The 14,545-nt window shown below is 63.6% G+C and carries 14 protein-coding genes; 1 reads left to right on the top strand and 13 read right to left on the bottom strand.

Annotated features, from left to right (window positions below; all coding sequences use genetic code 11):
* Positions 1-72: 72 nt before the first annotated feature.
* Positions 73-876, top strand: a complete 804-nt coding sequence (locus HWX62_RS25540) for a transporter substrate-binding domain-containing protein (protein WP_175930952.1) — start codon at positions 73-75, stop codon at positions 874-876.
* Positions 877-1,556: 680 nt separating this feature from the next.
* Here the strand turns inward: HWX62_RS25540 and HWX62_RS25535 are convergent.
* The 13 genes from HWX62_RS25535 to HWX62_RS25470 all read right to left on the bottom strand — a co-directional run bounded on the left by HWX62_RS25535 (position 1,557) and on the right by HWX62_RS25470 (position 14,525).
* Positions 1,557-3,284 (bottom strand): AMP-binding protein, encoded by a 1,728-nt coding sequence (locus HWX62_RS25535; protein WP_175930953.1) that lies wholly within the window; start codon positions 3,282-3,284, stop codon positions 1,557-1,559.
* Positions 3,285-3,549: 265 nt separating this feature from the next.
* On the bottom strand, positions 3,550-3,975 hold the full coding sequence (locus HWX62_RS25530; protein WP_006477288.1) for a F0F1 ATP synthase subunit epsilon: 426 nt from the start codon (positions 3,973-3,975) through the stop codon (positions 3,550-3,552).
* A gap of 121 nt (positions 3,976-4,096) precedes the next feature.
* Positions 4,097-5,491: a F0F1 ATP synthase subunit beta gene (atpD, locus tag HWX62_RS25525; RefSeq protein WP_011882816.1), complete on the bottom strand. Its 1,395-nt coding sequence runs from the start codon at positions 5,489-5,491 to the stop codon at positions 4,097-4,099.
* 66 nt (positions 5,492-5,557) lie between these two features.
* The gene (gene atpG, locus HWX62_RS25520) at positions 5,558-6,433 is read right to left on the bottom strand and encodes a F0F1 ATP synthase subunit gamma (RefSeq protein ID WP_175930954.1); all 876 of its coding nucleotides are present in this window, start codon (positions 6,431-6,433) and stop codon (positions 5,558-5,560) included.
* 119 nt (positions 6,434-6,552) lie between these two features.
* Positions 6,553-8,094: a F0F1 ATP synthase subunit alpha gene (gene atpA / locus HWX62_RS25515; protein WP_175930955.1), complete on the bottom strand. Its 1,542-nt coding sequence runs from the start codon at positions 8,092-8,094 to the stop codon at positions 6,553-6,555.
* Between the two features lie 44 nt (positions 8,095-8,138).
* Positions 8,139-8,678: a F0F1 ATP synthase subunit delta gene (locus HWX62_RS25510; RefSeq protein ID WP_175930956.1), complete on the bottom strand. Its 540-nt coding sequence runs from the start codon at positions 8,676-8,678 to the stop codon at positions 8,139-8,141.
* A 2-nt stretch (positions 8,679-8,680) separates the two neighbouring features.
* Positions 8,681-9,151: a F0F1 ATP synthase subunit B gene (locus tag HWX62_RS25505; protein ID WP_006477283.1), complete on the bottom strand. Its 471-nt coding sequence runs from the start codon at positions 9,149-9,151 to the stop codon at positions 8,681-8,683.
* Between the two features lie 129 nt (positions 9,152-9,280).
* The gene (gene atpE, locus HWX62_RS25500) at positions 9,281-9,550 is read right to left on the bottom strand and encodes a F0F1 ATP synthase subunit C (protein WP_006482730.1); all 270 of its coding nucleotides are present in this window, start codon (positions 9,548-9,550) and stop codon (positions 9,281-9,283) included.
* A 75-nt stretch (positions 9,551-9,625) separates the two neighbouring features.
* The gene (atpB, locus tag HWX62_RS25495) at positions 9,626-10,477 is read right to left on the bottom strand and encodes a F0F1 ATP synthase subunit A (protein ID WP_034209647.1); all 852 of its coding nucleotides are present in this window, start codon (positions 10,475-10,477) and stop codon (positions 9,626-9,628) included.
* 109 nt (positions 10,478-10,586) lie between these two features.
* Positions 10,587-11,111 (bottom strand): ATP synthase subunit I, encoded by a 525-nt coding sequence (locus tag HWX62_RS25490; RefSeq protein ID WP_175930957.1) that lies wholly within the window; start codon positions 11,109-11,111, stop codon positions 10,587-10,589.
* 568 nt (positions 11,112-11,679) lie between these two features.
* The gene (locus HWX62_RS25480) at positions 11,680-12,810 is read right to left on the bottom strand and encodes an SLC13 family permease (protein WP_175930958.1); all 1,131 of its coding nucleotides are present in this window, start codon (positions 12,808-12,810) and stop codon (positions 11,680-11,682) included.
* Between the two features lie 10 nt (positions 12,811-12,820).
* Positions 12,821-13,714 (bottom strand): ParB/RepB/Spo0J family partition protein, encoded by an 894-nt coding sequence (locus HWX62_RS25475; protein WP_006482728.1) that lies wholly within the window; start codon positions 13,712-13,714, stop codon positions 12,821-12,823.
* A gap of 31 nt (positions 13,715-13,745) precedes the next feature.
* Positions 13,746-14,525: a ParA family protein gene (locus HWX62_RS25470; RefSeq protein ID WP_011546804.1), complete on the bottom strand. Its 780-nt coding sequence runs from the start codon at positions 14,523-14,525 to the stop codon at positions 13,746-13,748.
* Positions 14,526-14,545 lie beyond the last annotated feature (20 nt).

Raw genomic sequence — 14,545 nt, 5'->3', positions numbered from 1 at the left:
CGGCCATATGACGCGCGCGATGGCTCCGCTATGATCGGACGCTCATATCCAACCGAACGAAGGAGGAGACCGATGAAGAGATTCGCCACGCTCGCCGCTGCCGCCGCGTTTTGCTGCGCTGCCGCGCACGCGCAGGGTACGACCGCGGCCGCGCCTGCGGCCGCCGCTGCCGCCGCCTCGCGGCTCGACGACGTGCTCGCGCGCGGCGCGCTGCGCGTGTGCACGACGGGCGACTACAAGCCGTATTCGTACTACCGCGCGGACGGCCGTTTCGAGGGCATCGACATCGACATGGCGGAATCGCTCGCGAAGTCGCTCGGCGTGAAGGCCGACTACGTGAAGACGAGCTGGTCGAACCTGACCAACGACTTCGTCGCGAAATGCGACATCGCGGTGGGCGGCGTGTCGACCACGCTCGAGCGCCAGAAGCGCGTGTTCTTCACGCAGCCGTACGTCGTCGACGGCAAGACGCCGATCGTGCGCTGCACGGATGCCGACAAGTACCAGACCGTCGCGCAGATCGACCGGCCCGACACACGCGTGATCGTGAATCCGGGCGGCACCAACGAGCGGTTCGCGAAGCAGTTCTTCACGCACGCGAACCTGACCGTCTATCCGGACAACGTGACGATCTTCAAGCAGATCCTCGTGGGCAAGGCCGACGTGATGGTGACCGATGCATCCGAGACGCTGCTGCAGCAAAAGCTGAATCCGGGCCTCTGCGCGGTCCATCCGGACAAGCCGTTCCAGTTCGGCGAGAAGGCGTACATGGTGCCGCGCGGCGACGTCGCGTTCCAGCAGTACGTCGACCAGTGGCTGCACCTCGCGCTGTCCACCGGTGAATACCAGGCGATTTCGGACAAGTGGCTGAAGTAAGCGGCCCGCGCCACGGCGGTCGATCACGGGCATCGTCCCGTGCGGCCGCCGGGTGCCGAAATCTCGCCTGAGCGGCGCATAACCCGCCGAATTGGCCGAACGGCCGACTTTCGCGCATGCCGATCGCGTTTCAAAATCTTTCCGACGAATGAATCGTCATGCGCGGTATCGATCGCGCCGTGCACGGTCTCGCATGAAAAACCGGCCATTCATCGCGCCCGATACGTGTGAAAAACGCATCGTGCGCATACCTTGAAAACGCGACGGAAAATATGGGTAAAAATGACCTTTTTCAGGACCCCGAAAACAGCAAAAAATCCCGGAAAGCCTTATCTGGCGGGCGTTACAACCTGAAACACTTTGTTACCGCGACGGGTCGTTAATTCGCCCACAATGGCCTCAACGGTTTCAACACGGATGCGGTCTCGTGTGCCAAGTGTGAGCGGACGCGAAGCGCTGCGAGCCAGTCGGTCACGTACCGAAGCCCTTCCGAGGGGCATCCCTGTTGGAGTCGTTTCCGGCTCCCCGCCGGATCCGGTTTCATCTTTGGTCTCCTCGCGCTAACCCCGTAGCGTGTGGTTTTTAGCGGGCTAATAAGCCCGCTTTTTTTCGTCCATCGAAAACGTGGCGGCCCGCAGGCCGCCACGTTTTTCCGCGTTGTTCCGCACCGCCGTTCCGCTTCAAGCCGTCTTCTGCACGTCGAGCTTCAGCTCCTCGATCATCCGCTCGCGCATCACGAACTTCTGCACCTTGCCCGTCACCGTCATCGGCAACTCGTCGACGAAGCGGATATAGCGCGGAATCTTGTAGTGCGCGATCTGGCCTTGGCAGAACGCGCGCACGTCGTCCTCGGTCATCTGTTCGCCCGCGCGCAGCACGATCCACGCGCACAGCTCCTCGCCGTACTTCGCATCGGGCACGCCGAACACCTGCGCGCTCTGGATCTTCGGATGCCGGAACAGGAATTCCTCGATCTCGCGCGGATATACGTTCTCGCCGCCGCGGATCACCATGTCCTTCAGGCGGCCGACGATGTTGCAGTAGCCTTGCGCATCGAGCGTCGCGAGGTCGCCCGTATGCATCCAGCCGTCGATCAGCACCTCGCGCGTCTTCGCGTCGTCGTCCCAGTAGCCGAGCATCACCGAATAGCCCTTCGTGCACAGCTCGCCCGTCGCGCCGACCGGCACGATGTTGCCGCTCGGATCGACGATCTTCACCTCCAGGTGCGGCTGGATGCGGCCGACCGTCGTCGTGCGCTTCTCGAGCGGATCGTCGGTCGAGCTCTGGAACGACACGGGGCTCGTCTCCGTCATCCCGTACGCGATCGTGATTTCGGACAAGTGCATCTGCGACACGACGCGCTTCATCGTCTCGATCGGGCACGGCGAACCGGCCATGATCCCGGTGCGCAACGTCGACAGGTCGAATGTCGCGAATTGCGGATGGTCGAGCTCCGCGATGAACATCGTCGGCACGCCGTGCAGCGCGGTGCAGCGTTCCTCGGCCACCGCCGCGAGCGTCGCGACCGGGTCGAACGCTTCGCCGGGGAACACCATCGCGGCGCCCGTCGACACGCAGGCGAGCACGGCCAGCACCATCCCGAAGCAGTGATAGAGCGGCACCGGGATGCACAACGAGTCTTGCTCGGTAAAACGCATCGCCATCGCGATCGAGCGCGCGTTGTTGACGACGTTGCGGTGCGTGAGCGTCGCGCCCTTCGGGCTACCGGTCGTGCCGCTCGTGAACTGGATGTTGATCGGATCGTTGGCCGAGAGCGTCGCGCCGAGCGCATCGAGCAGCGCGGGATCGACGGCCTGGCGGCCGCGCGCCATCACGTCCGCGAAGCGGAACATGCCGGCGGGCGCCGCCTCGCCCATCGACACGATCGTGCGCAGGCTCGGCACACGCGCCGCATGCAGGTCGCCCGGCGTGGCGGTCGCGAGCTCCGGCGCGATGGTCTGCAGCATCTCGACGTACGCGGAACTCTTGAAGCGCTCGGCCGCGATCACGGCCTTGCAGCCCACCTTGTTCAACGCGTATTCGAGTTCCGACAGCCGGTAGGCCGGGTTGATGTTGACGAGCACCGCGCCGATCCGCGCGGTCGCGAACTGCGTGAGCAGCCATTCGCTGCGGTTCGGCGACCAGATGCCGACGCAGTCGCCCTTCACGATCCCGAGGGCCGCGAGCCCCGCCGCCAGCACGTCGACCTCGTTCGCGAACTCGCGCCAGGTCCAGCGCACCTGCTGCTCGCGGAACACGACGGCCGGACGGTCGGGGAAGCGGCCGGCGGTGTCGAGCAGGAACCGGCCGATCGTCGCTTCGGATAGCGGCACGTCGGTTGCACCACGCACGTACGACAGTCCGTTTTCGGGCGCGATCAGCGCCCCCTTGCCAAGGTCTGCTGCCATCGATGTCTCCGTCCGTTTTTGTCTGATCGGCCTGGCACGCGGCCTATGCGTGCCTGCTCCGTCGCGATCGCGACGGACGGCCTCCGAGCGGATGATGCCGCGCTCCGCTGACGATACTCTGACATCGAATCGCGGCGGACGGGTGAAATAGCACGGCCGGACGAAATGATCCGGCCCGCAAGACGCCGACGACAGGCACGCGAAACCCGCACGAAAAAAAAGCAGCCCGAAGGCTGCTTTCTTTCGCGGGATACGCGGCGCGAACTCAGTGCCGGCTGCGGATCTTCGCCAGACGCTGGATCGCCTCGAGCTGCGCCATCGCGGTCGCGAGCTCGGATTGCGCTTTCGCGAGGTCGAGATCCGACTTCGCGTTCTGCAGCGTTTCCTCGGCACGCTTGCGCGCTTCCTCGGCTTTCGCCGCGTCGAGGTCCTTGCCGCGAATCGCGGTATCGGCGAGCACCGTCACGGCGCCCGGCTGCACTTCGAGAATGCCGCCTGCGACGAACACGAATTCGTCGTTGCCGCCCTCGACCTCGATGCGCACCGCACCCGGACGAATCCGGGTGATGAGCGGCGTGTGGCCCGGCAGAATGCCCAGCTCACCCGTTTCGCCCGGCAGCGCGACGAATTTCGCCTCGCCCGAGAAGATCTGCTCTTCCGCGCTGACGACGTCTACTTTGATGGTTGCCATATCGACTCCAATCTCATCCACGGGTTGAGCGTATTGCGGCCGGCGCGGGCGGCCGGAATATAAGTCATCACTGACTTATTGCTCCGGCCGGCACACGCCGGCTTGCGACTCACTCAAGCCGTTACTGGATCTTCTTGGCCTTTTCGAAGGCTTCGTCGATCGTGCCGACCATGTAGAACGCCTGTTCCGGCAGGTGGTCGCACTCGCCGTCGACGATCATCTTGAAGCCACGGATCGTTTCCTTCAGCGGCACGTACTTGCCCGGCGAGCCCGTGAACACTTCAGCGACGTGGAACGGCTGCGACAGGAAACGCTGGATCTTACGCGCACGTGCGACCGACAGCTTGTCTTCCGGCGACAGTTCGTCCATGCCCAGAATCGCGATGATGTCGCGCAGTTCCTTGTAGCGCTGCAGCGTCTGCTGAACGCGACGGGTGATCGTGTAGTGCTCTTCACCGATCACGTTCGGGTCGATCTGGCGCGACGTCGAGTCGAGCGGGTCGACCGCCGGGTAGATACCCAGCGAAGCGATGTCACGCGACAGCACGACGGTTGCGTCCAGGTGGCCGAAGGTCGTCGCCGGCGACGGGTCGGTCAAGTCGTCCGCAGGGACGTACACGGCCTGGACCGACGTAATCGAGCCCTTCTTGGTCGACGTGATGCGCTCTTGCAGCTTGCCCATTTCTTCAGCCAGCGTCGGCTGATAGCCCACTGCCGACGGCATACGGCCGAGCAGTGCCGACACTTCGGTACCGGCCAGCGTGAAACGGTAGATGTTGTCGACGAAGAACAGCACGTCGAGGCCTTCGTCACGGAAGTGCTCGGCCATCGTCAGGCCGGTCAGCGCGACGCGCAGACGGTTGCCCGGCGGCTCGTTCATCTGGCCGTACACCAGCGCGACCTTGTCGAGAACGTTCGAGTCCTTCATTTCGTGGTAGAAGTCGTTCCCTTCACGGGTACGCTCGCCCACGCCCGCGAACACGGAGTAACCGCCGTGTTCCTTCGCGATGTTGTTGATGAGCTCCATCATGTTGACGGTCTTGCCCACGCCTGCACCACCGAACAGGCCCACCTTGCCGCCCTTTGCGAACGGGCAGATCAGGTCGATGACCTTGATGCCCGTTTCGAGCAGTTCGGTCGACGGCGACAGTTCGTCGAACGCCGGCGCCTTCTGGTGGATCGAACGCGTATGTTCGCTTTCGATCGGGCCGGCTTCGTCGATCGGACGGCCGAGCACGTCCATGATCCGGCCGAGGGTCGGCTTGCCGACCGGCACCGAGATCGGCTTCGCCGTGTTCTTCACGGTCAGGCCGCGGCGCAGGCCGTCGGATGCACCCAGACAAATGGTACGGACCACGCCGTCGCCCAGCTGCTGCTGGACTTCGAGCGTCAGTTCCGAGCCATCGAGAATGAGCGCGTCGTAGATCTTCGGCATGCTGTCGCGCGGGAATTCCACGTCGATAACGGCGCCGATGCACTGTACGATCTTGCCTTCTACCAAAGCAGCAGTACTCATCGCTTTTCCTTTAAATACCTGATTCTTTACTCGCGCAAAGGCGCAGTTGTCGTCCCGGGCGCGCGCTTAAACAGCGGCTGCGCCGCCGACGATCTCCGACAGTTCTTTCGTGATCGCGGCCTGACGGCTCTTGTTGTATACGAGCTGCAGTTCGCTGATCACCGTCTTCGCGTTGTCGGACGCGGCCTTCATCGCGACCATGCGCGCCGATTGCTCGGACGCCATGTTTTCCGCGACGGCCTGGTACACCAGCGCCTCGACGTAACGCACGAGCAGTTCGTCGACGACTGCCTGCGCGTCCGGCTCGTAGATGTAGTCCCACGACGTCGCCGGCGTACCGTCATCGGCGTCGAAGTGTTCCGACGACAGCGGCAGCAACTGCTCGATCACGGCTTCCTGCTTCATCGTGTTGACGAAGCGCGTGTAAGCGATATAAACCGCCGACAGCTTGCCTTCCGAGTACAGATCGAGCTGCGTCTTCACGGCGCCGATCAGCTTGTCCAGGTGCGGGGTGTCGCCGAGGTGCACGACCTGCGACATCACCTTCGCGCCGAAGCGGTTCAGGAAGCCGAGGCCCTTGCCGCCGATCGCGGTGGCTTCGACCTTCTGGCCCTTCTCTTCCAGCTCCTTGAACTTCTGCACCGTCGCACGCAGCACGTTGGTGTTCAGACCGCCGCACAGACCCTTGTCCGTCGTGACGAGGATGATGCCGGCCGTCTGCGCGCCGTCGTTCGCCACCATGAACGGGTGGCGGTACTCCGGGTTCGCACGGCTCATGTGCGCGGCGATGGCACGAACCTTGTCTGCATACGGACGAGCGGCGCGCATGCGTTCCTGCGCGCGACGCATCTTCGATGCAGCCACCATCTCCATCGCCTTCGTGATCTTGCGCGTGTTCTGCACGCTCTTGATCTTGCCGCGAATTTCCTTCATTCCAGCCATAGCTTGCTCCTTTGCGCCCCGAGTGAGCGCTTTAGCGCTTTACTCGGGGCTCATGCATCGCTCACCGAAGCGGCGCGGGCGCATCAGCCTCCGCGCGGCCTCCGTGTGTCACTCGCGGATCAATAGGCACCGGACTTCTTGAAGGATTCGATCGCTGCACGCAGTGCGGCTTCGTCGTCCTTCGAGAGATCCTTGGTGTCTTCGATGCGCTTGATGAGGTCAGCGTGGCTGGTCTTCAGGTTGTCGCGCAGGCCCTTCTCGAACGGCAGCACTTGCTTGACGTCGAGGTCGTCGAGGTAGCCGTTGTTCGCGGCGTACAGCGACACGGCCAGTTCCCAGACCTGCAGCGGCTGGTACTGCGGCTGCTTCAGCAGTTCCGTCACGCGGCGGCCGCGCTCGAGCTGCTTGCGGGTCGCTTCGTCGAGGTCCGATGCGAACTGCGCGAATGCTGCGAGTTCACGGTACTGCGCGAGGTCGGTACGGATACCGCCCGACAGCTTCTTCACGACCTTCGTCTGAGCGGCGCCACCGACGCGCGACACCGACACGCCGGCGTTGATTGCCGGGCGGATGCCTGCGTTGAACAGGTCGGTTTCCAGGAAGATCTGGCCGTCGGTGATCGAGATCACGTTCGTCGGAACGAACGCGGTCACGTCGCCAGCCTGCGTTTCGATGACCGGCAGTGCCGTCAGCGAGCCGCTCTTGCCCTTCACTTCGCCGTTCGTGAACTTCTCGACGTACTCTTCCGACACGCGAGCCGCACGCTCGAGCAGACGCGAGTGCAGATAGAACACGTCGCCCGGGTACGCTTCGCGGCCCGGCGGGCGGCGCAGCAGCAGCGAGATCTGACGGTATGCCCAAGCCTGCTTGGTCAAGTCGTCATAGATGATCAGCGCGTCTTGACCGCGGTCGCGGAAGTATTCGCCCATCGTGCAGCCGGCGTACGGTGCCAGGTACTGCATTGCAGCCGAATCCGATGCCGAAGCGGCGACGACGATCGTGTATTCGAGCGCGCCCGTTTCCTCGAGCTTGCGCACCACGTTCATGATCGACGAAGCCTTCTGGCCGATCGCGACGTAGATACAGATCAGGTCCTTGCCCTTCTGGTTGATGATCGCGTCGAGCGCCACCGCGGTCTTGCCGCACTGACGGTCGCCGATGATCAGCTCACGCTGGCCACGGCCGATCGGCACCATCGCGTCGATCGACTTGATGCCCGTCTGCACCGGCTGCGACACCGACTTGCGCCAGATCACGCCCGGGGCGATCTTTTCGATCGCGTCGGTCAGCTTCGCGTTGACCGGGCCCTTGCCGTCGATCGGGTTGCCGAGCGCGTCGACCACGCGGCCGACGAGTTCCGGACCGACCGGGACTTCGAGAATGCGGCCCGTCGTCTTGACGACGTCGCCTTCCGAGATGTGTTCGTATTCGCCGAGAATCACCGCGCCGACCGAGTCGCGCTCGAGGTTCAGCGCGAGACCGAACGTGTTGCCCGGAAACTCGAGCATTTCGCCCTGCATCACGTCCGACAGGCCGTGGATACGCACGATACCGTCGGTCACGGAGATCACGGTGCCCTGGTTGCGAACGTCTGCGCTCGCTTCAAGGCCCTGGATCCGGCTCTTGATCAGCTCGCTGATCTCAGAGGGATTGAGTTGCATTATTCGCTCCTGATAGTCAATTCTGTTGCGTGCCGGCGTGGCGCTCAGGCGGTCAAGGCAGCCTGCATCGATGCGAGGCGCGCGCGAACCGAGGTGTCGAGCACTTCGTCGCCGACCGTCACGCGCACGCCGCCGATCAGCGACGAATCGACTTCGACCGTCGGTTTCAGCTTGCGCTTGAACTTGCGTTCGAGGCCCGAGACGAGACTGTCGAGATCCGCGCCGTCCAGCGGGAACGCGCTCACGATCTCGGCGTCGGCTGCGCCTTCACGTTCGTTCTTGAGCGCCTCGAACTGCTCGGCAATTTCCGGCAGCAGCGCGATGCGATGATTGTCGACCAGCATCTGCACGAAGTTCTTCGCTTCGGCGCCGGCCGCGAGCGGCGACTTCACCGCAGCAAGCAGCAACTCGGCTACTTGCGTGCGCGTCACCTTCGGGCTCGACGCGACCGACAGCACTTCCGGCAGACGCGCAACCTGGGCCAGCTCTTGCACGAGCGTGGACCAGGCGGCGATGTCACCGCCCTCGGCCACGCGGAACAGCGCTTCTGCGTAAGGGCGGGCGATGGTTGCAAGTTCGGCCATGATCAGAGCTCGGCTTTCAGTTGATTCAGCAGTTGGGCGTGGGCCGTTTGATCGACTTCGCGCTTCAGGATCTGCTCGGCGCCCTTCACGGCCAGCGCGGCGACTTCGCCACGCAGCGCTTCGCGCGCCTTCACGATTTGCTGTTCTGCTTCCGCCTTCGCCTGGGCGACGATGCGGGCGGCTTCAGCCTGGGCGTTGGCCTTGATTTCCTCGGCGACCGCCTGCGCACGCTTTTCAGCGTCGGCGATGCGCTGCTGGCCGTCGTTGCGTGCCTGCGCGAGTTCCTGGTCCACGCGCTTGTGCGCTGCGTCGAGTTCCGCCTTGCCCTTCTCCGCGGCGGCGAGGCCGTCGGCGATCTTCTTCGAACGTTCGTCGAGGGCGTTGATCAACGGCGGCCACACGAATTTCATCGTGAACCACGCGAGGACCAGGAACACGACCATTTGCGCAAACAGAGTTGCGTTGAGATTCACGGTGTTTCCTTATCTGCTATTCCGGAAAAATGAAACGGTAAGGCGCTCATCGAGTTGCATTCGATCAGCGCCCCAAGTCTCCGTTCCGCCCTGCGCCGGCTCACGCCGGACGCATATTTCCGAGGAACCTTAGCCTGCGAGCTTCGACAGGAGCGGGTTCGCGAACGCGAACAGCATTGCGACACCAACGCCGATCAGGAATGCAGCGTCGATCAGACCAGCCAGCAGGAACATCTTCGTTTGCAGCGGGTTGATGAGTTCCGGCTGACGTGCGCAGGCTTCGATGTACTTGCCACCCATCAGCGCAATACCGATACAGGCGCCGATTGCACCCAGGCCGATGATGATGCCGATACCGATGGCGGTCAGACCCTGGATGTTGGCGATGTAAGCTTGCATGATCACTCCTTTGTGAAAAGACTTGGAACTGAGATTTAAAAAACTAAAACGAAGACTCTTTGTTGCACGCCGCGCTTAGTGCTTGTCGTGCGCCTGGCCGAGATACACCAGCGTCAGCATCATGAAAATGAATGCCTGCAACAGAACAATCAGGATGTGGAAGATTGCCCAGACGCTACCCGCGATCACATGACCAACGAAGCCGAGGAACGTTGCGTCGCCACCGAAGCTCCACATGCTGCCGAGCAGGGCGATCAACAGGAACAACAGCTCACCCGCGTACATGTTGCCGAACAGCCGCATGCCGAGCGAAACGGTCTTCGCAACGTATTCGACGATGTTGAGCGCGAGGTTCGGGATCCACAGCAGCGGGTGGCCGCCGAACGGGGCCGACAGCAGCTCATGCGCAAAGCCGCCCGCGCCCTTGATCTTGATGCTGTAGTAGATCATCAGGACGAACACGCCGAGCGCGATGCCGAGCGTGCCGTTCAGGTCGGCCGTCGGGACGATGCGATGGTGGGAAATCACGTCCGACAGACCGAGCAGGCCGATCACGCGGCCCGGCAGGTCGACCGGGAGGAAGTCGAGGGAGTTCATCAGCGCGACCCACACGAATACCGTGAGGGCGAGCGGCGCGATGAAGGTGCGATTGCCGTGGACGATGGCCTTCGACTGGTCTTCGACCATTTCGACGAGCATCTCGATCGCGCACTGGAAACGGCCCGGCACGCCCGACGTCGCCTTGCGGGCGGCCAGACGCAGCAGGATGATCGTCACGATGCCGCAGACGATCGACCAGAACAGCGTGTCGAGATTCCAGACGTGGATGTCGAAGATCGACGTCTGATGCGAGGTGGAGAAGTTCTGCAAGTGGTGCGCAATGTACTCGGACGGATCCGGACCGCGCGTGCCTTCGCTAGCTGCCATATCGTTAATGCCACCCAAATTGTCGAAAATCGTTTTGCCCGTTCCGCAACACGCTATTGCGGGAACGGGCCGGTGCGGTTCGTTGTCGAAACCGCACGCTGCTTGTTCCTTACCGCCAGGCCAGCGCGATCCAGTACGTCTTCAGCACGACGAGGTACGTGACGAGGAACGGCACCCAGTGCACGCCGGCCCAGCCGAACGCCACCGCGGTGAACATCCCGATCGTCAGCGCGAGTTTCAGGGCTTCGCCCATCACCCAGCTCATCACGGTGGCCGAGCCACCTGCCTTCAGTCGTGCCACGAATACCGCACTGGGCACCCAGCCGATCGCTCCGCCCAGAAACGCGGATTGCGCAGCGGCGCCCGGCGACTTCGAAAACAGCCACCACGCCAGCGTTGCAACCAGGGACAGGACCACTTGCGCGAGTACCACCTTGTAGGGGGTCACGCGCGAGGGCTTGCTCACGTTCGGGCCGAACAGCCTTTCGGCCTCTGCCCGCGTCAGCGGAACGATGTTGTTATCTTGCTGCTCGACATCCCAGTCATCGTCGGATTCACGTCGCTCGCCGGCCGCCGAAGCGGTGCGTTGCGTGCGCTGATCATCGTGCCTGTCGTCCGGCGCCTGACCCGCCATCGCAATCTTCCGCTGAAATCCCTGAACCCGACCCCAAGCTTTCTGAAAGCTTTCAGGGGTGCCTAGCTAACAAATCCGGGCGATTGTAAGCGATAGTTGCAAGTGATTCAAGGCTTTAGACGCGACAAAAACCTGCATAAAACGACGCCTCATGATGTGAAAAAACACCCGATTCGACGACGTACGATGACAGTTGTAAGGTCGCTTTTTTGCACCGGTATTTCTTGCGCGAAAAAGTCCGGCGACGGGGAAACGAGGGGGCAACGATGCCCGAGGCGGGCCGGAAGGAAGCGACGCGATCGCCGCGGGAAATTCGCTGCAATGCAGCCATCGGAAATGACTCGGCGCAACGCGCCGGAACATGCAGGACGCCGTGGCCGAACCATCGCGCACGGCGCGCGAAATTCGACCGGTTGCTCGCGCATCGATTCGGTCAATCAGGTGTCGTGCGGCCACAGAAGTTCGACTGTGGATTGTGGCACTTATCCACGATCGTCGATCACCGCGGACGCTGTGCGCCCCGCCCGCCTCCCGAACGGCACGCCTGTGCCGCACGCAGCCGCGTCGCTCAGCCCTGCACGAGCAGCCACGCGCCGAGCGCCGCGCTCACCAGCGCAAACGGAATCGAAACGAGGTGGAACGGCAGCCACATGCGCGGCTCCTTCGCGAGACGCACCGCGATCAGGTTCGCGAGCGAGCCGATCGCGAAACCGAAGCCGCCGACCGACACGCCGAATGCCAGCGCGCGCCAGTCATGCGTGAATTCCGACAGCAGGATCGCGGCCGGCACGTTGCTGATCGCCTGTGACAGCACGGCGCCGGCGGCATAGACGCGCAGCGGCGAATCGAGTTGCGCGTGCGCAATCGCGTCGTGCACGACGGGCAGCGCAGCGGCGCTGCGCAGCACGACGAACATCAGCACGAAGATCAGCAGCAGCAGCCAGTCGATCTTCAGGACTGCATCGCGTTTGACGGCGAGCAGCACGATGGCGACACCCGCGAGGCCCGGCAGCGGATGGTGCGCATCGGCGAGCAGCACGAACGCGGCGAACAGCACCGCTGCGATCAGCGCGTGCATGCGTTGCACGGGAAAGGCCGCTGCGTCGCCGGACAGGTCGAGCGGCTTCGCGCGAAACATCAACGCGCTCAGCACGAGCAACAGCGCCATCAGCGCAAGGGCGAGCGGCCCGAGCGTGACCACGAAGCGCCCGAACGACACACCGCTCAATTGCCACAGGAAAAGATTCTGCGGATTGCCGAGCGGTGTCGCGACGGACCCCGCATTGACGGCCAGCGCGACGACGATCACGAGCCGCCGGAACGGCAGCGGAGTCAGCGCGCGCAGCGACACCATCAACGGCACGACGACGAACAGCGCGACGTCGTTGGTGAGCCACATCGACAGCACCGCGGCGAAGCCGACGAGCAGCATCGCGAGCCCGCGCTCGGAATGCACGTGATGCACGATGCGATGCGCGAGCCACATCAGGCAGCCGGACAGCTCGAGCGCCTTGGTCAGCATCAGCAGGCCCGCGAGCGTCGCGACCGTCTGCCAGTCGACGCGATCGGCGAGGATCGAAAATGGTTGCGGACGCACCCATTGCAGCACGATCAGGCCAAGCGCAAGCACCGACAGTACCGGTTCCTGCGCAAGCCAGCCGAGCCACCGGCGCGGCGCCGGTGCGCCCATCTGCTCCATGGATCGTCCGTTACTCTTCGGTCGCGACGTTGCCGCGCAGTCGCGCGAGAATGCCCTCGAGCGCGTCGAGGTTGCCGAAGTCGATCAGCACCTGCCCTCGCCCGCGGCGGCCCAGCTTGATCTTCACCGTCGACGCGAGCAGGTCGGACAACTCCTCTTCGAGGCGACGCGTATCGCGGCCGCCATCGTCCTTCGCACGCGCCTTCACGGCCGGCGCTTCCTTCGTCGTGTGCGCGACGAGCTTCTCGGTCTCGCGCACCGACATGCGCTTGTTGACCACTTGATGCGCGAGCGTGATCTGCGTGGCCGCATCGACCGCGAGCAGCGCACGTGCGTGCCCCATGTCGAGATCGCCGGCCAGCAGCATCGTCTGCACCGGCGATGCAAGGTTCAGCAGGCGCAGCAGGTTCGACACCGCGCTGCGCGAACGGCCGACCGATTCGGCCGCCTGTTCGTGCGTGAAACCGAACTCGTCGAGCAGGCGCTGGATGCCGTGCGCCTCTTCAAGCGGATTCAGGTCCTCGCGCTGGATGTTCTCGATCAGCGCCATCGCGGCAGCGGCCTGATCGGATACGTCCTTCACGAGCACCGGCACTTCATCGAGGCCGGCCAGGCGCGCCGCACGGAAACGTCGCTCGCCCGCGATGATCTCGTATTTGTCTGATGAAATGGGCCGTACCAGGATCGGCTGCATCACGCCCTGGGCGCGAATGCTGGCCGCGAGCTCCTGCAGGCTGCCTTCGTCCATCCGCGTGCGCGGCTGGTACTTGCCGGCTTGCAGCTTGCCGAGCGCGAGCGTGTTCGGTGCCCCTTCGATCTTCACCGCTTCGGTGATATCGGCACTGCCGCCGAGCAGCGCTTCGAGGCCACGTCCCAAGCCCTTCTTCTTTGGTACCGCGTTCATGTCTTTCTTCCTCGCTTCGCTCATGTCCGGATCACGACACCTCGAACGCACGCACGCGCTCGATCATCTCGGCACCGAACTGGATATACGCTTGCGCACCGCGCGAACTGCGGTCGAACACGACACCCGGCAACCCGTAACTCGGCGCTTCCGCCAGGCGCACGTTGCGCGGAATCACCGCGTCGAACACCTTGTCGCCGAAGTGCGCTTTCAGTTGATCGGAGACTTGCTGCTGCAGCGTGATGCGCGGGTCGAACATCACGCGCAGCAAGCCGATGATCTTCAGGTCGCGGTTCATGTTCGCGTGAACCTGCTTGATCGTGTTGACGAGGTCCGACAGCCCTTCCAGCGCGAAGTATTCGCACTGCATCGGGATCACGACGCCATGCGCCGCGCACAGGCCGTTCAGCGTCAGCAGCGACAGCGTCGGCGGGCAATCGATCAGCACGAAATCGTAGTCGTCGGCCACGCGCTCGAGCGCGGCCTTCAGGCGGCGCTCGCGGTTGTCGATGCTGATCAGTTCGATCTCGGCGCCGGACAGTTCGCGGTTCGCGGGAAGCACGTCATAGGTGACGCCTTCCGGACGCACGCGCGCGTCGGCCACCGACACGCCGTCGACCAGCACTTCGTACACGGTCGCTTCGCAGGCGGCCTTGTCGATCCCGCTGCCCATCGTCGCGTTGCCCTGCGGGTCGAGATCGATCAACAGGACGCGTTGCTCCTGCGCTGCAAGGCTTGCGGCGAGATTGACCGATGTCGTCGTCTTGCCGACGCCCCCCTTCTGGTTCGCAACGCAGAAGATCTTTGCCATCGTTGGTGTGTTCCCTTTAC

The organism is Burkholderia sp. BCC0506, assembly GCF_902833145.1.
GTDB lineage: Bacteria > Pseudomonadota > Gammaproteobacteria > Burkholderiales > Burkholderiaceae > Burkholderia.
Note: the sequence above shows the minus strand (reverse complement) of the source record. Positions and strands in the feature narration are given on the sequence as shown.